23 protein-coding genes are annotated in these 20,715 nt (G+C 60.9%); 11 read left to right on the forward strand and 12 right to left on the reverse strand.

Annotation, left to right across the window (positions count from 1 at the left end):
• Nucleotides 1–122 precede the first annotated feature (122 nt).
• Together G9X67_RS15325 and G9X67_RS15330 are read left to right on the forward strand one after the other, a co-directional pair.
• Entirely contained in the window at nt 123–752 is a 630-nt protein-coding gene (locus tag G9X67_RS15325) for a DNA-3-methyladenine glycosylase I (protein ID WP_062943465.1), read from the forward strand.
• On the forward strand, nt 749–1,255 hold the full coding sequence (locus G9X67_RS15330) for a hypothetical protein (RefSeq protein WP_138328922.1): 507 nt from the start codon (nt 749–751) through the stop codon (nt 1,253–1,255). The genes G9X67_RS15325 and G9X67_RS15330 overlap by 4 nt, the downstream gene beginning before the upstream one ends.
• A 19-nt stretch (nt 1,256–1,274) precedes the next feature.
• Here the strand turns inward: G9X67_RS15330 and G9X67_RS15335 are convergent, their stop codons facing one another.
• Nucleotides 1,275–1,979 (reverse strand): HAD family hydrolase, encoded by a 705-nt coding sequence (locus G9X67_RS15335; RefSeq protein WP_138328921.1) that lies wholly within the window; start codon nt 1,977–1,979, stop codon nt 1,275–1,277.
• Nucleotides 1,980–2,215: 236 nt separating this feature from the next.
• Here G9X67_RS15335 and G9X67_RS15340 point away from each other — a divergent pair, with 236 nt between their 5' ends.
• Nucleotides 2,216–3,265, forward strand: a complete 1,050-nt coding sequence (locus G9X67_RS15340; protein WP_138328920.1) for an aldo/keto reductase — start codon at nt 2,216–2,218, stop codon at nt 3,263–3,265.
• A 65-nt stretch (nt 3,266–3,330) separates the two neighbouring features.
• Here G9X67_RS15340 and G9X67_RS15345 read toward each other — a convergent pair whose 3' ends face one another.
• The 3 genes from G9X67_RS15345 to G9X67_RS15355 all read right to left on the reverse strand — a co-directional run bounded on the left by G9X67_RS15345 (nt 3,331) and on the right by G9X67_RS15355 (nt 4,947).
• Nucleotides 3,331–3,690 (reverse strand): DUF305 domain-containing protein, encoded by a 360-nt coding sequence (locus tag G9X67_RS15345; protein WP_138328919.1) that lies wholly within the window; start codon nt 3,688–3,690, stop codon nt 3,331–3,333.
• 75 nt (nt 3,691–3,765) lie between these two features.
• Complete coding sequence (locus G9X67_RS15350; protein ID WP_138328918.1) at nt 3,766–4,128, reverse strand: hypothetical protein; 363 nt, start codon at nt 4,126–4,128, stop codon at nt 3,766–3,768.
• A gap of 57 nt (nt 4,129–4,185) precedes the next feature.
• Nucleotides 4,186–4,947, reverse strand: a complete 762-nt coding sequence (locus G9X67_RS15355) for a hypothetical protein (protein WP_171599070.1) — start codon at nt 4,945–4,947, stop codon at nt 4,186–4,188.
• Nucleotides 4,948–5,076: 129 nt separating this feature from the next.
• On the opposite strand from G9X67_RS15355, the gene hisS reads away from it, so the two are divergent.
• Genes hisS through hisG form a run of 3 tightly spaced genes read left to right on the forward strand, consistent with a single transcriptional unit; the run spans nt 5,077 to nt 8,471 of the window.
• Nucleotides 5,077–6,615: a histidine--tRNA ligase gene (gene hisS, locus G9X67_RS15360; RefSeq protein ID WP_171599071.1), complete on the forward strand. Its 1,539-nt coding sequence runs from the start codon at nt 5,077–5,079 to the stop codon at nt 6,613–6,615.
• Between the two features lie 42 nt (nt 6,616–6,657).
• Nucleotides 6,658–7,779 carry an ATP phosphoribosyltransferase regulatory subunit gene (locus tag G9X67_RS15365; RefSeq protein ID WP_138328916.1) on the forward strand — a complete coding sequence of 374 codons (1,122 nt, stop codon included), beginning with the start codon at nt 6,658–6,660 and terminating at the stop codon, nt 7,777–7,779.
• Nucleotides 7,776–8,471, forward strand: coding sequence for an ATP phosphoribosyltransferase (gene hisG, locus G9X67_RS15370; RefSeq protein WP_138328915.1), 696 nt, complete (start codon nt 7,776–7,778; stop codon nt 8,469–8,471). The genes G9X67_RS15365 and hisG overlap by 4 nt, the downstream gene beginning before the upstream one ends.
• A 79-nt stretch (nt 8,472–8,550) precedes the next feature.
• On the opposite strand, the gene G9X67_RS15375 is transcribed toward hisG, so the two are convergent.
• Complete coding sequence (locus G9X67_RS15375) at nt 8,551–8,967, reverse strand: DoxX family protein (RefSeq protein ID WP_138328914.1); 417 nt, start codon at nt 8,965–8,967, stop codon at nt 8,551–8,553.
• A gap of 315 nt (nt 8,968–9,282) precedes the next feature.
• Here G9X67_RS15375 and G9X67_RS15380 point away from each other — a divergent pair, with 315 nt between their 5' ends.
• On the forward strand, nt 9,283–9,993 hold the full coding sequence (locus G9X67_RS15380; RefSeq protein WP_138328913.1) for a glutathione binding-like protein: 711 nt from the start codon (nt 9,283–9,285) through the stop codon (nt 9,991–9,993).
• Between the two features lie 63 nt (nt 9,994–10,056).
• Here the strand turns inward: G9X67_RS15380 and G9X67_RS15385 are convergent, their stop codons facing one another.
• The 4 genes from G9X67_RS15385 to G9X67_RS15400 all read right to left on the reverse strand — a co-directional run bounded on the left by G9X67_RS15385 (nt 10,057) and on the right by G9X67_RS15400 (nt 13,551).
• Nucleotides 10,057–10,503: a hypothetical protein gene (locus G9X67_RS15385; protein ID WP_138328912.1), complete on the reverse strand. Its 447-nt coding sequence runs from the start codon at nt 10,501–10,503 to the stop codon at nt 10,057–10,059.
• Nucleotides 10,504–11,136: 633 nt separating this feature from the next.
• Nucleotides 11,137–12,780, reverse strand: coding sequence for a chaperonin GroEL (gene groL / locus G9X67_RS15390; protein WP_012756206.1), 1,644 nt, complete (start codon nt 12,778–12,780; stop codon nt 11,137–11,139).
• Between the two features lie 72 nt (nt 12,781–12,852).
• A complete protein-coding gene (groES, locus tag G9X67_RS15395) occupies nt 12,853–13,149 on the reverse strand; it encodes a co-chaperone GroES (protein ID WP_003545797.1) in 297 nt (98 codons plus the stop codon).
• 117 nt (nt 13,150–13,266) lie between these two features.
• Nucleotides 13,267–13,551 (reverse strand): hypothetical protein, encoded by a 285-nt coding sequence (locus tag G9X67_RS15400; protein WP_171599072.1) that lies wholly within the window; start codon nt 13,549–13,551, stop codon nt 13,267–13,269.
• Between G9X67_RS15400 and G9X67_RS15405 the strand changes: the two genes are divergently transcribed.
• Together G9X67_RS15405 and G9X67_RS15410 are read left to right on the forward strand one after the other, a co-directional pair.
• Nucleotides 13,544–14,392, forward strand: coding sequence for a TIGR01459 family HAD-type hydrolase (locus G9X67_RS15405; RefSeq protein ID WP_171599073.1), 849 nt, complete (start codon nt 13,544–13,546; stop codon nt 14,390–14,392). The two genes, G9X67_RS15400 and G9X67_RS15405, sit on opposite strands and share 8 nt — an antisense overlap.
• Before the next feature lie 30 nt (nt 14,393–14,422).
• Nucleotides 14,423–15,406 carry a bifunctional riboflavin kinase/FAD synthetase gene (locus G9X67_RS15410; protein WP_138329006.1) on the forward strand — a complete coding sequence of 328 codons (984 nt, stop codon included), beginning with the start codon at nt 14,423–14,425 and terminating at the stop codon, nt 15,404–15,406.
• An 11-nt stretch (nt 15,407–15,417) separates the two neighbouring features.
• Here G9X67_RS15410 and G9X67_RS15415 read toward each other — a convergent pair whose 3' ends face one another.
• Both G9X67_RS15415 and G9X67_RS15420 read right to left on the reverse strand, forming a co-directional pair.
• Nucleotides 15,418–15,876, reverse strand: coding sequence for a type II toxin-antitoxin system VapC family toxin (locus tag G9X67_RS15415; RefSeq protein WP_138328909.1), 459 nt, complete (start codon nt 15,874–15,876; stop codon nt 15,418–15,420).
• A complete protein-coding gene (locus G9X67_RS15420; RefSeq protein ID WP_017959151.1) occupies nt 15,873–16,136 on the reverse strand; it encodes a type II toxin-antitoxin system Phd/YefM family antitoxin in 264 nt (87 codons plus the stop codon). The genes G9X67_RS15415 and G9X67_RS15420 overlap by 4 nt, the downstream gene beginning before the upstream one ends.
• Before the next feature lie 353 nt (nt 16,137–16,489).
• On the opposite strand from G9X67_RS15420, the gene ileS reads away from it, so the two are divergent.
• Together ileS and G9X67_RS15430 are read left to right on the forward strand one after the other, a co-directional pair.
• Nucleotides 16,490–19,381: an isoleucine--tRNA ligase gene (ileS, locus tag G9X67_RS15425; RefSeq protein ID WP_138329005.1), complete on the forward strand. Its 2,892-nt coding sequence runs from the start codon at nt 16,490–16,492 to the stop codon at nt 19,379–19,381.
• A 133-nt stretch (nt 19,382–19,514) separates the two neighbouring features.
• The gene (locus G9X67_RS15430; RefSeq protein ID WP_138328908.1) at nt 19,515–20,144 is read left to right on the forward strand and encodes a hypothetical protein; all 630 of its coding nucleotides are present in this window, start codon (nt 19,515–19,517) and stop codon (nt 20,142–20,144) included.
• 50 nt (nt 20,145–20,194) lie between these two features.
• Here G9X67_RS15430 and G9X67_RS15435 read toward each other — a convergent pair whose 3' ends face one another.
• A complete protein-coding gene (locus G9X67_RS15435) occupies nt 20,195–20,632 on the reverse strand; it encodes a nucleoside deaminase (protein ID WP_138329004.1) in 438 nt (145 codons plus the stop codon).
• Nucleotides 20,633–20,715: the final 83 nt, after the last annotated feature.

Here is a 20,715-nt window from a genome sequence, read left to right on the forward strand (position 1 = left end):
AAGCCGACCGACCGGATAAACTTTTCGTCAGGGTTACCGTTCGGTTTGGAAAGACGGTTTGCAAATGGTAAAGCCGGAATCATGAGCAGAGAACGAAGCGGATCCCCGCAGAATGAAGGATCATGAGCGCGACAGGCATCATCATCGGAGAGGACGGCAGGAGCCGCTGCCACTGGCATGCCAATCTGCCCGACTATCTCCGCTATCATGACGAGGAATGGGGCCGCCCTGTCACCAATGACATCCGCCTCTTCGAGAAGATCTGCCTCGAAGGCTTTCAGTCCGGTCTTTCCTGGCTGACGATCCTGCGCAAACGCGAGAATTTCCGCGCCGCCTTTTCAGGTTTCGATTTCGACAAGGTCGCCCTCTTCGGCGAAGGGGATGTCGCTCGCTGTCTTGCCGATGCGGGCATCATCCGCCATCGCGGCAAGATCGTCTCGACCATCAACAATGCCAAGCGCGCAATCGAACTCAAGGACGAATTCGGCTCGCTCGCCCATTATTTCTGGCGCTACGAGCCCGGCCATAACGAGCGGCCGGCGGTGGTCGACCGCGAGCATATCATCGCCAATCCGACGACGCCGACATCGGTGGTCATTTCGAAGGATCTGAAGAAACGCGGCTGGACCTTTGTCGGCCCGACCACAGTTTATGCTTTCATGCAGGCGATGGGTCTCGTCAACGATCATCTGGAAGGCTGCTTCTGCCGGCCCGAGGTCGAGGCGATGCGCACCGCTTTGGTTCGCCCATGAAAGATCATTCCGTGAGAACATTGATCGCCGCTGCTGCCCTTTTCCTTCTGACCGTCTCCGCCATGGCGCAGACGCCGCAGCTCGATCCTGGCGAGAAGCTGGAAAAGCTGCAATTCCCGGCCGTCACCATGCAGTTGAAGGGCTGGACGAAGTTCGGCAATGGCCATGTCTATACGCTGCCGGTGCGCGCCGGCCAGCACCTGAAGATCAGCTTTTCGACGAAAAGCAAATTTGCCTTCCTGGCGATTTTCGACCTGTCGAAACCCGATGACGAGGCCTTCTTCGGCACCGACGAGGACGGCATGAGCTTCGAGACGACGATCAAGGAAAACGCCACCTGGCTGCTGCGTCCCTATTATTCCAAGGTCTCGCCGCGCCGCGGCCTCGGCGCTCCCTTCCGCATCCTGATCGAGCCGCTGGCGGCTGCCCCGCAGCAGCCGAAACCGCCGGCCGAGCCGGAGCGCCCCTCGCTGTTCCCGAAGGCCCCGCCGAAGCCGCAATGAGGCAGCGGTGGCGCCTGGCTTAGCCGAGCCGGTCGATCAGCTCGCGCAATTCGCCGAGGTGGTCGATCTTGCGGAAACGCGGCGCCTCTTTCGGCTCGTCCACATGTTCCAGCACCCAGGTCAGTTCGTGTGGCACGAAGACGCCGTAGCTGCCGGCGGCGATCGCCGGCACGATGTCCGATTTCAGCGAATTGCCGACCATCATCGCCCGTTCCGGCCCGTCGCCGACCTTGGCGAAGATGCGGCGATAGGTGACGGCCGTCTTGTCGGAGACGATCTCGACGGCATCGAAGAAGTCGCCGAGCCCGGATTGGGCAAGCTTGCGCTCCTGGTCGAAGAGATCGCCCTTGGTGATCATGACAAGCAGGTATTTGCCGGCAAGCGCCTCCAGCGTGTCGCGCACATGCGGCATGGTCTCGACGGGATGGGATAGCAGTTCGCGGCCGGTATCGAGGATCTTGGCGATCACGCTCGCGGGAACCTTGCCCTCGGTGATCTCGATCGCGGTTTCGACCATCGACAGCGTAAAACCCTTGATGCCGAAGCCGTAGTGGCGAAGGTTGCGTTTCTCGGCTTCCAGCAGCCGTTCGGAAATCTTCGGACCCTCGGCGAAATCGGCAAGAAGCCCGGTGAAATGCGCTTCCGTCAGCCGGTAATATTGTTCGTTCTGCCAGAGCGTATCATCGGCATCGAAGCCGATCGTGGTCAGTGGTCGCGTCGTCATATGCGTACCTCTTAAAATATGGCCGGCAATCTATCTGCTGCCTGTGTCGAGACAAGGGCACCCGCCTCCGCACAGCCAAGGTACGGCGTTGAAAAGCGCCGCCGCCGCACTACATGGAAATCGCCTCACTTGCAGCCAGCCACGGCTGTGCGTGTCATATGCAGGCCAATAATCAAAAAATGAAGTTCAGCAGTTCGCAAGCCCCTCTTGCGGCAGACACAAAGGAATTTTTCGACATGCGTTACAATCAACTCGGAAATACGGGACTTTTCGTCTCGGAAATCTGCCTGGGTACGATGACCTTCGGCGAAGCCAAACAGGGCAGTATGTGGGGCGCCATCGCCGATGTCGACCAGAATGCCGCCGACCGGATCGTCGAGCGCTCACTTGCATCGGGCGTCAATTTCATCGACACGGCCGACGTCTATTCATCCGGCGAGTCCGAAAGGTTGCTCGGCCAGGCGCTGAAGAACCTCGACGTCAAGCGCAAGGACGTCGTCATCGCCACCAAGGTCTACGGCGTTATGGGCGACAAGCCGAACGACCGCGGCGCCTCGCGCGGCCACATCATGGATTCGGTCGAGGCGAGCCTCGAACGCCTGCAGACCGATCATATCGATCTCTATCAGATCCACGCGACCGACACGGTGACGCCGATCGAGGAGACGCTGCGCGCTCTTGACGATCTCGTGTCCCGCGGTCTCGTGCGTTACATCGGCGTCTCCAACTGGCAGGCTTGGCGCATTTCCAAGGCACTCGGCCTCTCCGAACGTCGCGGCTTTGCCCGTTTCGAAACTGTGCAGGCCTATTACTCCATCGCCGGCCGCGATCTCGAACGCGACATCGTGCCGATGATGCAGGAGGAAAAGCTTGGCTTGATGGTCTGGTCGCCGCTCGCCGGCGGTCTGCTCTCCGGCAAGTACGGTCCCGGCGCGCCCGGCAACGGCGAAGGTCGCCGCGCCAGTTTCGATTTCCCGCCCGTCGACACGGACAAGGCCTGGGCCTGCGTCGCCGTCATGCGCGAGGTCGCCGAAAAGCACGGCGTCAGCGTCGCCACCGTGGCGCTCGCCTATATACTCGCCAAGCCTTTCGTCACCACAGTCATCATCGGCGCCAAGCGTGTCGATCAGCTCGACCAGAACCTTGCCGCCGTCAAGCTGAAGCTCGATGAAGGCGATATGAAGAGGCTCGACGAGGTGAGCGCGCTTGCGCCCGAATATCCGGGCTGGATGCTGGCGCGACAGGGCGCCGGCCGCCGCCCGGCCGATTTCGAGCCGAAGGACTGAGATCGCCAACATAAGTCTTGGGGTACGCCTGACATTTCCGGCGTTCCCTTTTCATCAACGATCGATTATTTGCCGTGGGCCTTGAGCCAGGCGTTCATCTCGGCGATTTCGGCTTCCTGTGCCTTGATGACGGCTTCGGCGAGTTTGCGGATATCGGGATCTTTTCCGTATTGCAGCTCGATCCTGGCCATATCGATCGCACCCTGATGATGCGGGATCATGCCGCGGACGAAATCCGCATCGGCGTCGCCGCTATACTCGATCATCATATCCTTGTGCATCTTGGCGTTCGCCTCGCTGAAGGCGTGGCTCGGCGCATCGTGGTTGCCCATCGGTTTGCTCATGTCCATCGGCTTGTCTTCGGCAAGGACCGGAGCGGCGACGATGGTGAGCATTGCGGTGAGGGCGATGATTTTCAAAGACATGAGAGTTCCTTCCTCTGTCTGACAATAGGTCTTCCAGGCGGCCGGGCCGCCCATTCCGCATGGATAGTCGTTGTCTCAGGACAGTCGGGGAGGGGGCGGCTGCGGTGTCGGCCTCTCGTCATCCAGGGCGCGGGCAAGCGCCGGGCCGGGATAGCCGAACATGGACTTTCCGCCATCCATGACCGTCACCGTCGCTGGCAGAAGAAGACAGGCGGCGCAAAGCGGCATATGCGCGGAGTTGCCGGTGGTGCACGGGTCTTTCAACGGATCGGCCTTGCCCGCCGCCTCATGCCTATCCATGCCAGCCATCTCATGGTGCATGCCGTTTTCGATGACGGCTGCATTCATCGACGCACAGGTCGGACAGCCGGCCCATGCGGACATGGCGCTGTAAACCAGCCAGCCGAGCAACATCGTGATGAGGGCGAGCATGCGCATGCTGTTTTATAGGCGAATGCTGGATACAAGCCAAGGCGACCGGCGGTCACATCCTGATCACCAAGCAGCCATGACCTTGTGCTCGATCCTATAATCCTTGCTCTCTTCGCCAAGCGGCGCGACCGGCCATGTCCAAGTTGCTTTTGCCGGCGGCGCTAAAACGCCATGCAGCAGGTCGGCCTCCTCATGCGTCTTGCCGTTGCGGTCGATGACGGCATAGGCGATGTCGGTCACCAGGCAGCTGCGGCAGGGAAGCCCCGAAAGTCCGGTCAGATGTGCCGCGATCAGCCTTTCCACCGTGTCTTCCGGCATTCGCCCTGCCTCGGCCTCATGGCGCCGTTTCACGCCGCGGCCGATCTGCGACAACAGGTTGGCGGAAACCACGAAATCGAGATAGGGCACAGCGCGCAGGAAGCGGAGCGGTTCGGGCTCGCGGCCGGCGGCAAGTTCATCATAGCCGGAAAGATCGCGCTCGATCAGCCGGACATTGCGATAGGCTTTGGCCGACAGCCACAGGCGCACCGAAGCGAGATGAACGAGATCGACCAGAAAGACGGTGTCGAAATCTCGCGCCAGCACCTCGATCGGCACATCGCGCAACAGGCCGGAGCCGAGGACGACGGCGGTCCGCTTCTGCCTGAGATCGGCCGTCGCCGCCAGGATCGCCTTCCGGCTCATCTCCTCATGCTCGGCCCAATCCGCCGCGCAGCGCCCGGCCCGCGACCAGAGATTGACGGAATAGCGGATGAACTTTCGATGCGGCTTGCCGGTCAGCGGCAAGGTCGCGGCATAGAGGAGTGCCTCAGTGATCATGAACATATCCGCATTTCTGATGGAGCTCCTTCGTTCAATCGATTCTCGCAGCCACATCAAGACCCTTCGCCCTTGCCGCTCCCCGCCCAATCCGCTAGGAAACCGCCACTGTCACAGTCAGTGGAATCCCCGGAAATGAACGACAAGCAGAAGAAACCGCAAAAGCTCAAGGCCCGCCTGCCGCGCGGCTTCGTTGACCGGACGGCCGGCGATATCCGCGCCGTCAACGAGATGACGGCAAAGATCCGGGAAGTCTATGAGCATTATGGTTTCGATCCGCTCGAAACGCCGCTGTTCGAATATACCGATGCGCTCGGCAAGTTCCTGCCCGACAGCGACCGGCCGAACGAGGGCGTCTTCTCGCTGCAGGACGATGACGAGCAATGGATGTCGCTGCGTTACGACCTGACGGCGCCGCTCGCCCGTCATGTCGCCGAGAATTTCAACGAGATCCAGCTTCCCTACCGCACCTATCGCGCCGGTTACGTCTTCCGCAACGAGAAGCCGGGCCCCGGCCGCTTCCGCCAGTTCATGCAGTTCGATGCCGATACCGTCGGTGCGCCTGGTGTTCAGGCCGATGCCGAAATGTGCATGATGATGGCCGATACGCTGGAAGCTCTCGGCATCAAGCGCGGCGACTATGTCATCCGCGTCAATAACCGCAAGGTTCTGGATGGCGTGCTCGAGGCGATCGGTCTCGGCGGCGACGACAAGGCCGGCCAGCGGCTCAACGTGCTGCGCGCCATCGACAAGCTCGACAAGTTTGGCCCGGAAGGCGTGGCATTGCTGCTCGGTCCTGGCCGCAAGGATGAATCCGGCGACTTCACCAAAGGTGCAGGACTTGATCCCGTAGCTGTGGAATTCCTAATCGCGGTAGTGCTACGGCAGCCTTACCTGGAAAGCAGGAAGTCCGAGAGAGCAGACGAGATAAATCAAGCGCTGAAAGAAAATGGCGCTTATAATCAGGGCTTCTCTGAACTCGATACAATCCACCATCTCGTGACGGCTGCCGGCTATCAGTCTGATCGCATTAAGATCGACCCATCGGTTGTCCGTGGCCTCGAATATTATACCGGCCCTGTATATGAGGCCGAACTTCTCTTCGACGTCACCAATGAAAAGGGCGAAAAGGTCGTCTTCGGTTCGGTCGGCGGCGGCGGTCGTTATGACGGCCTCGTCTCCCGCTTCATGGGGCAGCCGGTTCCGGCGACGGGCTTTTCGATCGGCGTCTCCAGGCTGATGACGGCGCTGAAGAACCTCGGCAAGCTCGGTGCCAGCGAGGTCATCGAGCCGGTGCTGGTGACCGTCATGGACGGCGACGTCGAGGCGATGGGCCGCTATCAGAAGATGACGCAGGAACTGCGCGCCGCCGGCATCCGCGCCGAGATGTTCCAGGGCAATTGGAAGAAGTTCGGCAACCAGCTGAAATATGCCGATCGCCGCGGCTGCCCCGTCGCCATCATCCAGGGCGGCGACGAGCGCGCCGAAGGCGTCGTGCAGATCAAGGATCTGATCGAAGGCAAGCGGCTCTCCGGCGAGATCGGGGACAATGCCAGCTGGCGCGAAGCGCGCGTGGCGCAGGAGACGGCGCCGGAAGCCGACCTCGTCGCCAAGGTGAAGGAAATCCTTGCTGCACAGGCCGAGGATCGGAAGAGGGCGGGCGGTGATGTCTGAGGCATTTCCGGCACGCCCGTCGCTTATTATTCGGAGCGCTGCATGCCCCTGATCAACCTCCCCGAATTCTCCAACGACCTCATCGCCGAATTCGTCGCCCGCAACGCCGAGCGCATCGATACGCCTGTCATTCAGCCGGCCGAACCTTTCCTGGATATCGCCGGCGAAGATCTGCGCCGCCGCATCTTCATGACGGAGAGCGAAACCGGCGCCAGCCTCTGCCTGCGTCCCGAGTTCACCATTCCCGTCTGTCTGCGCCACATCGAGACGGCGACCGGCACGCCGAAGCGCTACGCCTATCTCGGCGAGGTTTTCCGCCAGCGTCGCGACGGGGCCAATGAATTCTATCAGGCCGGCATCGAGGATCTCGGCGATATCGACCTGTCAAACGCCGATGCCCGCGCCATCGGCGATGCCACCGGCATTCTCGCCCGCCTGCTGCCGGGCCGCCGTCTGTCGGTGACATTGGGCGACCAGGCGGTGTTCGAGGCTGTCGTCCAGGCGCTCGGCCTGCCGCTTGGCTGGCAGAAGCGCCTGATCCACGCCTTCGGCAATATGACGCAGCTGGAGGCGCTGCTTGCCAGCCTCGTCAGCCCGCAATTCGTCACCGGTCTGGACGACGATATCGCCAGGCTGGTCGCGTCAGGCGACGAGCAGGCGCTGGTCGCCCATCTCGAGCGCGAGATGCAGAAGACCGGCTATTCGACGAATGCCGGCCGTTCGGCGCTGGAGATCGCCCGAAGGCTCAAGGAAAAGCTCATCCTGTCCGAAACGCGCCTCGACGATGCGGCCTTCCATGTTTTGGAAGAGTTCCTGTCGCTCGACGTGCCGCTGGTCAATGCGTCCGCGGCCCTTTCCGGTTTCGCCGATGCTGCCGGCCTGAAACTCGGCAATGCGCTTTCCCGTTTCAATGGCCGTGTCGCAGCACTTTCCAATGCCGGCGTCGATCTTTCCTGCCTCGACTATCGTGCCGCCTTCGGACGGCCGCTCGACTACTACACCGGCCTCGTCTTCGAGGTGACGGTCGAAGGTTCGACCGCGGTTCTAGCCGGCGGCGGCCGCTTCGACCGGCTCCTGACCTTCCTCGGTGCGACGGACCGCATTCCGGCCGTCGGCTTCTCCTTCTGGCTCGACCGCATCGAAACCGAAAGGGCAGCCGCATGACCATCACCATCGCGCTTCCCTCCAAGGGCCGGATGAAGGAGGACGCTTCGGCGATCTTCGAACGTGCCGGCATGACGATCTCGGCTGTTGGTAACGACCGCTCCTATCGCGGCCGCGTCGAAGGCTGGGACGATGTGGAAATCGCTTTCCTCTCGGCTTCCGAAATCTCCCGCGAAATCGGCAACGGCACCGTCGATTTCGGCGTCACCGGCGAGGATCTGATGCGGGAAGGTTTTGCCGAGGTCGACAAGCGCGTCGAATTCTGCGCCCGCCTCGGATTCGGCCATGCCGATGTCGTCGTCGCTGTGCCGGAGATCTGGCTCGATGTCGACACCATGGCCGATCTCGTCGATGTCGCCGCCGATTTCCGCGCCCGCCACGGCCGGCGCCTTGCCATCGCCACCAAATACTGGCGACTGACCCAGCAGTTCTTTTCGAGCCAGCACGGCATCCAGCTTTATCGCATCGTCGAAAGCCTGGGCGCCACCGAGGGTGCTCCCGCCTCCGGCTCGGCCGATATCATCGTCGATATCACCTCCACCGGCTCGACGCTGCGTGCCAACCACCTGAAGGTGCTCCAGGACGGCGTCATCCTGCATTCGCAGGCCTGCCTCGTGCGCGCCCGCAAGGAGAGCCATGCGGACGAACCGGCGGTCCAGGCGATCATCGACGCGGTGCGCGCCGCCCTCTGATCCCCGTCATCAAGGCACAAGAAAACCCGCCGTCGGGTGACGGCGGGTTTTCGCATTTATGGGAGGATGTCTGCTGGTATCAGGCGGCTGCGTAGGCGCCGCGGCGTGCGTCGATCGAATAGGCACCGGCACCGACGGTGGCGAGCAGTATGTACGCGCCGGCCAGCGTGATATTCTTCATGACCATGATCTGGTTGAGAATGTTCACGAGTTCCGTGCCACTCGCGTAGGGCAGGTGGAAGGCAATGCCCGTGAAGACACAGAAGGCGGCGAGCAGCCAGCCGGCAATGCGGACCTGGAAGCCTGTGAGAACCGCAAGGCCGGCCAGCAGTTCGAAAAGGCCTGCGACATAGGCCAGCAGGGTTGCTGCCGGCAGGCCGGCACCGGCGATCATGCCCGCAGTACCGGCAGGATCGGTGAGCTTCATGAAGCCGGAAAGGATGAACATGAAGGAAAGAAGAATACGGGCAATCAGGATGATGACGTTGTTCGACATGGACGTTGTCTCCGTTTCAAGGACTTTGGAGATCTTGGTGCCCCGGCACCGGTTCGACCTCGGATGCCTCTATGTCGCTCTTTTCTTGCGTTGTGGAAAGATAAACGAAAGGGGACACTTCGTTCACTAATATGGAACGATCTCCAAAGCGCGCCGCGTTCGACCGGATTCATGCGACGCGCTTAGATCTTTTGTGGTCATGCATGTCGTTGGCCCAAAACCGCCGCACACTTTTGGGCGACATGCATTAGCTGCCCCCCGCTTGCCTTTGCCAAGCCGGGTCTCTTATGGTCGGCGCCCAACATGGAGAATCCGATGGCAGATCTTTCCGCATTTCCGATCACGACCCGCTGGCCGGCGAAAAATCCCGACATCATCCAGCTCTATTCCCTGCAGACGCCGAATGGGGTCAAGGTCTCGGTCGCCCTCGAAGAGCTCGGCCTCGCCTATGAGCCGCATTATATTTCCTTCGCCGCCAACGAGCAGAAGTCGCCGGAGTTCGAATCTCTCAACCCGAACGGCCGCATTCCGGCGATCATCGATCCGAACGGCCCGGACGGAAAGCCGATCGGCCTTTTCGAATCCGGCGCGATCCTGCTTTATCTCGCCGAAAAAACCGGCAAGCTCATCCCTGCTGATGCCGCGGGTCGCTACGAAACCATCCAATGGGTGTTTTTCCAGATGGCGGGTATCGGCCCGATGTTCGGCCAGTTCGGACATTTCCATAAATTCGCCGCCGACAAGGTCGCCAACAATTCCTATCCGGTCGAGCGATATCGCGATGAATCCAAACGGTTGCTCGGCGTGCTCGAAGACAGGCTGAAGGGTCGTCAGTGGATCATGGGCGATCTCTATACAATCGCCGACATCACCACCTTCACCTGGGTTCGCGGCGCCGATATCTTCTATGGCGGCCGAGAGGTGCTCGAATATGCGAAATTCCCCGCTGTCTCGGATTGGCTGGAGCGTTGCATCGCCCGTCCGGCAAGTGCCAGGGGCCTCAACATACCGGTCAAGCCGGAGTAACGGACGGATCGCTGGAAAGCACGAAGGCCGCCCTCGAGGCGGCCTTTTATCTTGATTTCCGGCCTATCGCCGACTTGTGATCTGCTTTGTGCCTTCCAGCTTGAATCGCGGAAAGACGAAGACGCCGACCATGCTGCCGCTGTATTTCTGCTCGAGACCGTTGGACTCGCCCATGCAGAAGAGCGGCTGGCGAAAGCCGTTCGGCATGATGATCGTCGTCGAAAAACAGAAGGAGGAGCAGAGCGTCGCCGCCTGCTCGAACAACTCCAATATGTGGCTGCGGTCCTTGGCATCATAGCAGCGGATCAGGCTGAGCAGTCCGCATTCCCGTGCGGCAAGGCCGTGCAGCATCGCGCTCCATTCGCCGAGACGGAGCATGCCGCTCGAAAAATCTCCAGTCCAGGCTTCGGAAACGGAAAACTGCGCCAACATCTCGTGATTTTGATTGGCGTCATCAAACGAGCCGGGCGTCAAAGGTACGGCTACATTGGCTCTGGCGATCTTAAACAAGGCGTTCCCCCGTTCGGATGCGGCTCCCGCCGCACGCTCGGCAAACACAAAGAAACAGGATCACGCAGCAGCGGGCATGATGTCCGCGCTTCATCCGGCGATGATTGCCACGGCCATCTGGCCTCCGTAAGCGGAGCCCTTCGAAGCCGAACGTTCACGTATCGCCTTCCGCGCTCCGGCCTCGTCTATTGGCGAAAAATTATCGCCGGGCGCGCTTTAATTGCAGCGCGGATTTATAGGAGCTTTTGGATAAACGGCAACGGCTTTTTAAGGGGTATTCGGATCGGCCTCATTTCTTAGGATGCCTGCATCTTCGGCCTATTTCGCCAGAATTGGCACAGGAGGATCATCTTTGAGAGCGTTGCAAACGTTTTCACGCTGCGTCAGGCCGGAAATCGTGCCGCAACTCAATGATCTCTCGCATGTCGGTGGGCGGAGAAAGACGCGGGCAACGTAAGCCTGGCGCAAGCTTCGCGCCTGGGGCTGCAGTAGAGAGCCGGGCAAACGTTTCATCGGCTATGCCAATCGGGCCTACCGCACGTCGAATCGCTTTGGTCAAAAGAAAAGGGCGACCCGAGGGCCGCCCTTCCTGTTCCGGATGCCGGAATGGTAGTCAGTGATGGCTTTCGCCTATCACATCATGTCCATTCCGCCCATTCCGCCCATTCCGCCCGGCATGCCACCGCCAGCCGATTCTTTCTTCGGCAGTTCGGCAATCATGGCTTCGGTGGTGATCAGCAGCGATGCGACAGAAGCAGCGTTCTGCAGCGCCGTGCGAACGACCTTGAGCGGGTCGACGATACCCATGGCGATCATGTCGCCATATTCGGACGTCTGGGCGTTGTAGCCGTAGTTGTCTTCGTTCTTGTCGAGGACCTTGCCGACAACGATCGAGGCTTCGTCGCCTGCGTTTTCAGCGATCTGACGAACGAGCGACTGCAGGGCGCGGCGAACGATGTTGATGCCGGCTTCCTGGTCGTCGTTTGCACCCTTGACGGTGATCTTCGTGGAGGAGCGGAGCAGAGCGATACCGCCGCCGGGGACGATGCCTTCCTGAACAGCAGCGCGGGTCGCGTTGAGCGCGTCGTCGATGCGGTCCTTCTTTTCCTTCACTTCGACTTCCGTCGAGCCGCCGACGCGGATGACGGCAACGCCGCCAGCGAGCTTGGCAAGACGTTCCTGCAGCTTCTCGCGGTCGTAGTCCGAAGTGGTTTCTTCGATCTGCGCCTTGATCTGGGCAACACGGCCTTCGATGTCGGTCTTGGCGCCCGAACCGTCGACGATCGTCGTGTTTTCCTTGGAGATCGAAACCTTCTTGGCACGGCCGAGCATGTCGAGCGTGACGGATTCGAGCTTGATGCCGAGGTCTTCGGAGATGACAGTGCCGCCGGTCAGGATGGCGATGTCTTCGAGCATGGCCTTGCGGCGATCGCCGAAGCCAGGAGCCTTGACGGCAGCAATCTTCAGGCCGCCGCGCAGCTTGTTGACGACGAGCGTAGCAAGAGCTTCGCCTTCGACGTCTTCAGCGACGATGAGGAGCGGCTTGCCGGTCTGGACGACAGCTTCGAGAACCGGGAGCATCGACTGTAGGTTCGAGAGCTTCTTCTCGTGAAGGAGAATGAAGACGTCTTCGAGGTCGGCGATCATCTTTTCCGGGTTGGTCACGAAGTAGGGGCTGAGGTAGCCGCGGTCGAACTGCATGCCTTCGACGACTTCGAGTTCGGTTTCGGCGGTCTTTGCTTCTTCAACCGTGATGACGCCTTCGTTGCCGACTTTCTGCATGGCTTCAGCAATGTCGAGGCCGACCTGCTTGTCGCCATTGGCCGAAATCGTGCCGACCTGTGCAACTTCTTCCGAAGTCGAGATCTTCTTGGCCTTGGCCTGGAGATCCTTCACGACGTCGGCGACAGCAAGATCGATGCCGCGCTTCAGGTCCATCGGGTTCATACCGGCTGCAACGGCCTTGTTGCCTTCGCGAACGATCGCCTGGGCAAGAACGGTAGCCGTCGTGGTGCCGTCGCCGGCGATGTCGTTGGTCTTCGAAGCAACTTCGCGGACCATCTGGGCGCCCATGTTTTCGAACTTGTCTTCGAGTTCGATTTCCTTGGCGACGGAAACGCCGTCCTTGGTAATGCGCGGAGCGCCGAAGGACTTGTCGATGATGACGTTACGGCCCTTCGGGCCTAGCGTGACCTTCACTGCATCGGCGAGAATGTCGACGCCGCGCAGCATCTTTTCGCGCGCGGTGCGGCCAAACTTGATTTCTTTAGATGCCATATTCTTAACTCCTGAATTCGAGTTGTTCGGGCAAAAGGCCCGTCAGCCATTTCGGGAAAGCAGGTCGGCCGATCAGCCGATGATGCCCATGATGTCGGCTTCCTTCATGATCAGAAGGTCTTCGCCGTCAATCTTGACTTCGGTGCCGGACCACTTGCCGAACAGGATGCGGTCGCCAGCCTTGACGTCGAGTGCGACGACCTTGCCGGACTCATCGCGCGCGCCGGAGCCGACGGCGACGATTTCGCCTTCCTGCGGCTTTTCCTTGGCGGTATCGGGAATGATGATGCCGCCCTTGGTCTTGGCTTCGGACTCAACGCGGCGAACAACGACGCGGTCGTGAAGGGGGCGGAAGTTGGTGCTTGCCATTGTCTAATCCCTCGATCGAATGACATTCGCGGACCGGAGTGGCCCACATGGATAGATGTTAGCACTCCCTTGCGGTGAGTGCTAGCGACGAGCATTTAGGGATGGCTCCGAGAGGAGTCAATGAGAGCAATCACGAATTTTTGTGCCGGAATTGTGAAGAGGCTGGAGAATAGTACGAGATTGCGGCCGAAACCCGGGTGCTGCCGAACTTTGCCGAACTCGTCCGCGCTCGGCGATCTGCCGCTTCGCGATAATCATCAAAACCCTTTGCCCATCCGCTTCGCCGGATCGCCGTTCAAGCTCCTCGCATTGGTCCGGCAGCGAAGAAAATGCCTTGCCATCGCCTTGCGCCTTTGCAATGTCACCGGTGACTGAAGCAAATCGGGAAATCGGAATGGCCAAGCGGATAGAAAACTTCTCGGAGATATCAGGTCACTATGATGTGGTGCTCTGCGATGTCTGGGGCGTCGTTCACAACGGCGTCGATCCGTTCCCGAAGGCGGCCGCAGCCCTTGAAGCGGCACGCGAAAGCGGCCTCGCCGTTGTCCTTATCACCAATTCACCGCGCCTTTCCTGGCAGGTGGTCGAGCAGTTGCGCCAGATCGGCGTTCCCGACAGCGCCTATGACAGGATCGTCACCTCGGGCGACGTCACGCGCGGTTTGATCGCAGAGGGGCCGAAGACCGTCTTTCTGCTCGGCCCCGAGCGCGACAAGGCGCTTCTCGAAGGCATTGGCGTCGAGCGCCGGCCGGCCGGCGAAGCGCTATCGCTCGTCTGCACCGGCTTTTTCGACGACGAGACGGAGAAGCCGGAGGACTACACCGATATGCTTCTCGATTTCAAAGCTCGCGACGTGCCGATGATCTGCGCCAATCCCGACCTCATTGTCGAGCGTGGCCATCGCATCATCCCCTGCGCCGGCGCCATGGCCGCCTATTACGAGCAGCTCGGCGGCAGCACCCGCATCGCCGGCAAGCCGCACCGGCCGATCTACGAGGCGACGCTAGCGGCTGCCCGCGAGCTTAGCGGCGATTTCCCGGTCGAGCGTGTGCTGGCGATCGGCGATGGCATGCCGACCGATGTGCGCGGCGCCTTGAATTACGGCCTCGACCTCCTCTACATCAGCGGCGGTATCCACGCTAAGGAATATACTCTCAACGGTGAAACCGACGAGGCGATCCTCAACGCCTATCTCGAACGGGAAAACGCCGCGCCGAAGTGGTGGATGCCCCGCCTTGCATGAGACACGCCTTGCATGAAGAGAAGCCAGCCGATGACCGTCTTCCACCGCAATGAAACCCGGGAACCCCTACCCGCCCATCTGAAGGGCGGCGTCATTGCCATCGGCAATTTCGACGGCGTGCACCGAGGCCATCAATCGGTGCTGAACCGGGCGCTCGAGATCTCCAAGGCGCGCGGTATCCCCGCGTTGGTGCTGACCTTCGAGCCGCATCCGCGCACGGTCTTCCGGCCGCAGACACCGGTCTTCCGCCTGACGCCGGCGCCGCTGAAGGCCCGTATCCTGGAAACGCTGGGCTTCAGCGCCGTCATCGAATATCCTTTCGACTACGAGTTCTCGCAGCGCTCGGCCGATGATTTCATCCACTCGATCCTGAAGGATTGGCTCGGCGCCTCCGAAGTCGTCACCGGCTTCGATTTCCATTTCGGCCGCGGCCGCGAGGGCGGTCCCGCCTTCCTGATGAATGCCGGCCATACCTACGGCTTCGGCGTCACCCTGATCGATGCTTTCCGCGACGAAAACGCCGATGTCGTCTCTTCGAGCCATATCCGCGCGCTCCTGAAGGAGGGCAATGTCAGCGAAGTCGCCGGCATGCTCGGTTACCGCTATACGGTGGAGGCTGAGGTGATCGATGGCGAAAAGCTCGGCCGGCAGCTGGGTTTTCCCACGGCCAACATGCGCCTGCCGCCGGAGGTCGATCTTGCCGCCGGCATCTACGCCGTCCGCTTCCGCCGCCAGGACGGCACGCTCCACGATGCCGTCGCAAGCTACGGCCGCCGCCCGACGGTGACGGAAAACGGCGCACCGCTGCTCGAAACCTATCTTTTCGATTTCAGCGGCGATCTCTATGGCCAGCTCTGCTCCGTCTCCTTCTTCGGCTATCTCCGCCCTGAGCTGAAATTCGACGGCCTCGATCCGCTGGTCGCCCAGATCAAACGCGATGAGGAAGAGGCGAGGGCGCTGCTTGCGGGTGTTAAACCAATCGGCGCTCTTGATCAGAAACTCTGCTTTTCCTGAGGTCGCCTTGGCTATCTCCGGCTCAGCGGAAACTGACCGGGATCGTTCGTCCATGGATCGAAGATCGCCGCGCCGGAGAAGCGCGTATCCCTGACGTTTCGCGTCACCAGATAGAGATTGTGCTCGATTGCGGTTGCTGCGAGCATCGTGTCGACAACCGACGGCGCATGTCCGGTCTTGAGTTTCACCTGCCCTGAAATGACGCCCCAGTGCCTGACGGCTGCGTCGCTCAGCGAAAGAACGCGCTGCGAAAACCTTTCCTCCAGCGCATCGCGGGAGGCCGCATAACGATAGCGGTTTTGATCGTCGTCCGGCAGGTTTTCGATGCCTTTGTCATATTCCGCCAGTGTGAGGATGCTGATGAACATCCGCTCCTCGTCTTGAGCCGCAGCCCAGGATTTGACGGAGGGTGGACCGTTCGGATTGATCAGCGCGGCAATGACGTTGGTATCGAGCAGCCAGCCGATCACAGCTCTGCATCCCGCCCGTAATCTGCTTCTCGCTCGAGGTCGAGCTCTTTGAGGTCGAGGCTCTCCATGAAGGCGACGAAAGGCTTTTTCGGTTCGGCTTTGGTCAGTTGGTCGAGCTCTTCGGCGCTGATGACGACGACGCTGTCCCGGCCGCGAACAGTCACGCGCTGCGGTCCTTCGCTGTGTGCACGACGGACCACCTCGCTGAAGCGCGCTTTCGCGTCTTCGAGCTTCCAGCTTTGCTTGGTGATTTTTTTCATGGATCTGGCTCTCGATCCAAATCTGGTCAGATAGTCAGATATATACCACAAGCCGCATAGACTTTCCAGCCATAGGCTTTCCGGAACGATGCGGGCACCGGCGATTCCAGCCGTTGAAGCCGATTGCGGGCAGCGAATTCTTCTCTTCCTTTTGCCGGCAAAAACGCCTATGAACCGGCGCGATGAAGAAATATCGGCTGGCAATGATGATGCGAATTATCGGCCCGGCCTTCCGCGCGCGCTAAGCGGCCGGAAGGTCCGGGTTTTTGGCGCTTGGATACGAGCGCTTCCGTCACCAGCTATTTCACGCCCGTTGCGCCCTTTCCTGGGCCGCCAAAAAACGATTGTCAGACATGACCGACACAGCCGAAAAGATCGACTATTCGAAGACCCTCTATTTGCCCGAGACCGATTTCCCCATGCGCGCCGGCCTGCCGCAGAAGGAGCCGGAACTCGTCAAGCGTTGGCAGGAGATGGGTCTCTACAAGAAACTGCGCGCGTCTGCCGCCGGCCGCGAGAAATTCGTCCTTCACGACGGCCCGCCCTATGCCAACGGCAACATCCATATCGGCCACGCGCTGAACAAGATCCTCAAGGACGTCATCAACCGTTCGTTCCAGATGCGCGGCTACGACGCCAATTACGTGCCCGGCTGGGATTGCCACGGCCTGCCGATCGAATGGAAGATCGAGGAAAAGTATCGCGAGAAGGGCAAGAACAAGGACGAGGTCCCGGTCAACGAATTCCGCCGGGAATGCCGTGAATTCGCCGCCGGCTGGATCAAGGTCCAGGCGGAAGAGTTCAAGCGTCTCGGCATCGAGGGCGACTTCGACAATCCCTATACGACGATGAACTTCCACGCGGAATCGCGCATCGCCGGCGAACTCTTGAAGATCGCCGCAAGCGGTCAGCTTTATCGCGGCTCCAAGCCGATCATGTGGTCGGTCGTCGAGCGCACCGCGCTGGCCGAGGCAGAAGTCGAATACCAAGACTATGAGAGCGATACGATCTGGGTGAAATTCCCCGTCGTCGAAGGTCCGGCTGCGCTCAAGGATGCGTTCGTGGTCATCTGGACGACCACGCCCTGGACCATCCCCGGCAACCGCGCGGTCTCCTTTTCGCCGCGCATCTCCTACGGCCTCTACGAGGTGACGGCCGCAGAGAACGATTTTGGTCCGCGTCCGGGCGAAAAGCTGATCTTTGCCGATAAGCTGGCCGAGGAATCCTTCGCCAAGGCAAAGCTGCAGTACAAGCGCTTGAGCGATGTCACTGCGGCCGACTTCGCAACGATGACCTGTGCCCATCCCTTCAAAGATCTCGACGGCGGCTACGAATTCCTCGTGCCGTTGCTCGATGGCGATCACGTCACCGATGACGCCGGCACCGGCTTCGTGCACACCGCACCCAGCCACGGTCGCGAAGACTTCGATGCCTGGATGTCGGCTGTCCGCACGCTTGAGGCCCGCGGCATCGACACCAAGATCCCGTTCCCGGTCGACGACGGTGGCTTCTATACCGCCGACGCTCCCGGCTTCGAGGGTGCCCGCGTCATCGACGACAACGGCAAGAAGGGCGATGCCAACGACCGTGTCATCAGGGAGCTGATCGCCCGCGGCGCGCTCTTTGCCCGCGGCCGGCTGAAGCACCAGTATCCGCATTCCTGGCGCTCGAAGAAGCCGGTCATCTTCCGCAACACGCCGCAATGGTTCGTCTATATGGACAAGACCCTTGCCGACGGCACGACGCTGCGTTCGCGCGCGCTCAGTGCGATCGACGATACGCGCTTCGTGCCCGCCGCCGGCCAAAACCGCCTGCGCGCCATGATCGAAGGCCGCCCGGACTGGGTTCTTTCCCGTCAAAGGGCATGGGGCGTGCCGATCGCCGTCTTTGCTGACGATGAGGGCGAGGTTCTGGTCGATGAAGCCGTCAATGCCCGCATCCTCGAAGCCTTCGAAGATGAGGGCGCCGACGCCTGGTTTGCCGAAGGCGCCAAGGAGCGTTTCCTCGGCAACGACCACGACCATTCCCGCTGGACCCAAGTCATGGATATCCTCGACGTCTGGTTCGACTCTGGCTCGACGCACACCTTCACGCTCGAAGACCGCCCGGACCTGAAGTGGCCGGCCGACCTTTATCTCGAAGGTTCCGACCAGCATCGCGGCTGGTTCCATTCGTCGCTGCTGGAATCGGCGGCCACCCGCGGCCGTGCGCCTTACAACGCCGTCCTCACCCATGGTTTCACCATGGACGAGAAGGGCGAGAAGATGTCGAAGTCGAAGGGCAACGTCACAGCACCGCAGGAAGTGATGAAGGATGCCGGCGCCGATATCCTGCGCCTTTGGGTGATGACCTCGGATTATGCCGACGACCTGCGCGTCGGCAAGACGATCATCCAGACCAATGTCGACGCCTATCGCAAGCTGCGCAACACCATCCGCTGGATGCTCGGCACGCTCGCCCACGACAAGGGCGAGGAGATCGCGCTTGCCGATCTGCCGGAGCTGGAGCAGCTGATGCTGCACCGGCTTGCCGAGCTCGACGAGCTGGTGCGCGAGAACTACGATGCCTTCGACTTTAAGAAGATCGCCCGGGCGCTGATCGATTTCGCCAATGTCGAGCTTTCGGCCTTCTATTTCGATGTCCGCAAGGATGCGCTCTATTGCGATGCGCCGTCGAGCCTGCGCCGGCGCGCCAGCCTGCACGTCATCCGTCAGATCTTCGATTGCATGGTGACCTGGCTCGCCCCAATGCTGCCCTTCACCACCGAGGAGGCCTGGCTGTCGCGCAACCCGTCCGCCGTTTCTGTGCATCTTGAGCAGTTTGCTCCGGTTGCAAAGGAATGGCGCAACGATGCCTTGGCCGAGAAGTGGAAGAAGATCCGCGCCGTGCGTTCGGTTGTGACCGGCGCTCTGGAAATCGAGCGCAAGGACAAGCGCATCGGCTCCTCGCTGGAGGCGGCTCCTGTCGTCCACATCGCCGATCCTGAATTGCTGCAGGCGATCGAAGGCCAGGACTTCACCGAGGTCTGCATCACCTCGGCAATCGAGATCAAGGCCGGCGAAGGACCAGTGGATGCCTTCCGCCTTGCCGACGTGCCTCAGGTCAGCGTCGTGCCGAAGCTTGCAGAGGGTGAGAAATGCGCTCGCTCCTGGCGTATCACCAGGGATGTCGGTTCCGATCCCGAATATCCTGATGTTTCGGCCCGCGACGCTGCTGCCCTTCGCGAGCTTGCCACGCTCAAGTGAAGAATATTGCCGGATGAATTGCGTTTTCGCGGTTCATCCGGTAAAAGCTGCCTGAAAATGGCCGGATTTTTGCGTCAGGGGGACGGTTGTCCGGTTGGGCGATGATTGCACCGGCAGGGCTGGAAGGGTTTTCATGTTAGCAACGCATTGGTTCCGTATGGGCGCCTGCCTGTCTGTTGTAGTGGCGGGATGCTCCCTGGTGTCCGGTTGTGCCAGCAGCCCGACCTACGGCACCGACAAGACCGCCATGGAACAGTTGACCGACGATCTCGGCCAGTCCGTGTCTTTGACCGGCCCGGACCCGAAGAACAAGGGCGTCAAGTACACGCCGCGGCCGACGCTGGTTCTGCCGGCACAGGCGCAGAAGGAGACCCTCGTTGCGCCGCAGCAGACGGTCGCCAACAAGGACAATCCGCAATGGCTAGAATCGCCGGAGGAGACCCGCGCCCGTCTCGTTTCGGAAGCCGACGAGAATTCGGACAATCCGAATTACCGCTCGCCGCTCGCCAGCTCTGCGATCGAAGGCGGCCGGCGCACGACGGAAGCCCAGACCAAGGCCTATCGTGAAGCCCGTGCCCTGCAGAAGGGCTCCTATGTCGATCAGCGCCGCTATATATCCGATCCGCCGCCCGGCTACCGCACCGTTGACGATCCGGCAAAGCTCGACGATGTCGGCGAGCCCGAACTCAAGAAGCAGAAGAAGCGCAAGAAGGATGCAGCGGTCGCCAACACCGGCAAGCAGTGGTGGAACTTCCTGCAATAGCTTTTTCGGCGCGCCGGCAAGGATGACGGCGCCGCGCACCGGCGCTGGGATTACGGCGCCTCTCTCCTTTGCGAAAAGAACCTTCGCAGCAGATCGGCCGATTGGACCTCGTTGAAGCCGGAATAGACCTCCGGGGCGTGGTGGCAGGTCGGCTGCCCATAGAATCGCACACCATTGTCGACGCCGCCGCCCTTCGGGTCCTCGGCGCCGTAATAGAGCCTGCGGATACGCGCAAACGAGATGGCTGCCGCGCACATGGTGCAAGGCTCCAGCGTCACGTAGAGATCGGCGCCGACAAGACGTTCCTGTCCGAGCGCTTCGCAGGCGAGCCGGATCGCGGCGATTTCGGCGTGCGCGGTGACGTCTTTGAGCTCGCGCGTGCGGTTTCCCGAGCGTGAAACGGCAATATCGTCGACAACGACGACGGCGCCGATCGGCACCTCGCCGCGTTCTCCGGCGGCACGCGCTTCTTCGAGCGCCATCTCCATGAAACGATTTGTCTTCACGATCGCAAGAATTTCCACTTAACCGCAGATGCGTGACCTGATAGACAGGCCCAAAAGGCAGGCAA

Source organism: Rhizobium sp. WYCCWR 11152, assembly GCF_013087615.1.
GTDB classification, from domain to species: domain Bacteria; phylum Pseudomonadota; class Alphaproteobacteria; order Rhizobiales; family Rhizobiaceae; genus Rhizobium; species Rhizobium indicum.

Excerpts from the sequence above, each read along its gene's own strand:
- G9X67_RS15325 (WP_062943465.1), top strand. The coding sequence starts at position 123 with ATGAGCGCGACAGGCATCATCATCGGAGAGGACGGCAGGAGCCGCTGC.
- G9X67_RS15330 (WP_138328922.1), top strand. The coding sequence starts at position 749 with ATGAAAGATCATTCCGTGAGAACATTGATCGCCGCTGCTGCCCTTTTC.
- G9X67_RS15335 (WP_138328921.1), bottom strand. The coding sequence starts at position 1,979 with ATGACGACGCGACCACTGACCACGATCGGCTTCGATGCCGATGATACG.
- G9X67_RS15340 (WP_138328920.1), top strand. The coding sequence starts at position 2,216 with ATGCGTTACAATCAACTCGGAAATACGGGACTTTTCGTCTCGGAAATC.
- G9X67_RS15345 (WP_138328919.1), bottom strand. The coding sequence starts at position 3,690 with ATGTCTTTGAAAATCATCGCCCTCACCGCAATGCTCACCATCGTCGCC.
- G9X67_RS15350 (WP_138328918.1), bottom strand. The coding sequence starts at position 4,128 with ATGCGCATGCTCGCCCTCATCACGATGTTGCTCGGCTGGCTGGTTTAC.
- G9X67_RS15355 (WP_171599070.1), bottom strand. The coding sequence starts at position 4,947 with ATGTTCATGATCACTGAGGCACTCCTCTATGCCGCGACCTTGCCGCTG.
- hisS (WP_171599071.1), top strand. The coding sequence starts at position 5,077 with ATGAACGACAAGCAGAAGAAACCGCAAAAGCTCAAGGCCCGCCTGCCG.
- G9X67_RS15365 (WP_138328916.1), top strand. The coding sequence starts at position 6,658 with ATGCCCCTGATCAACCTCCCCGAATTCTCCAACGACCTCATCGCCGAA.
- hisG (WP_138328915.1), top strand. The coding sequence starts at position 7,776 with ATGACCATCACCATCGCGCTTCCCTCCAAGGGCCGGATGAAGGAGGAC.
- G9X67_RS15375 (WP_138328914.1), bottom strand. The coding sequence starts at position 8,967 with ATGTCGAACAACGTCATCATCCTGATTGCCCGTATTCTTCTTTCCTTC.
- G9X67_RS15380 (WP_138328913.1), top strand. The coding sequence starts at position 9,283 with ATGGCAGATCTTTCCGCATTTCCGATCACGACCCGCTGGCCGGCGAAA.
- groL (WP_012756206.1), bottom strand. The coding sequence starts at position 12,780 with ATGGCATCTAAAGAAATCAAGTTTGGCCGCACCGCGCGCGAAAAGATG.
- groES (WP_003545797.1), bottom strand. The coding sequence starts at position 13,149 with ATGGCAAGCACCAACTTCCGCCCCCTTCACGACCGCGTCGTTGTTCGC.
- G9X67_RS15405 (WP_171599073.1), top strand. The coding sequence starts at position 13,544 with ATGGCCAAGCGGATAGAAAACTTCTCGGAGATATCAGGTCACTATGAT.
- G9X67_RS15410 (WP_138329006.1), top strand. The coding sequence starts at position 14,423 with ATGACCGTCTTCCACCGCAATGAAACCCGGGAACCCCTACCCGCCCAT.
- G9X67_RS15420 (WP_017959151.1), bottom strand. The coding sequence starts at position 16,136 with ATGAAAAAAATCACCAAGCAAAGCTGGAAGCTCGAAGACGCGAAAGCG.
- ileS (WP_138329005.1), top strand. The coding sequence starts at position 16,490 with ATGACCGACACAGCCGAAAAGATCGACTATTCGAAGACCCTCTATTTG.
- G9X67_RS15430 (WP_138328908.1), top strand. The coding sequence starts at position 19,515 with ATGTTAGCAACGCATTGGTTCCGTATGGGCGCCTGCCTGTCTGTTGTA.
- G9X67_RS15435 (WP_138329004.1), bottom strand. The coding sequence starts at position 20,632 with ATGGAGATGGCGCTCGAAGAAGCGCGTGCCGCCGGAGAACGCGGCGAG.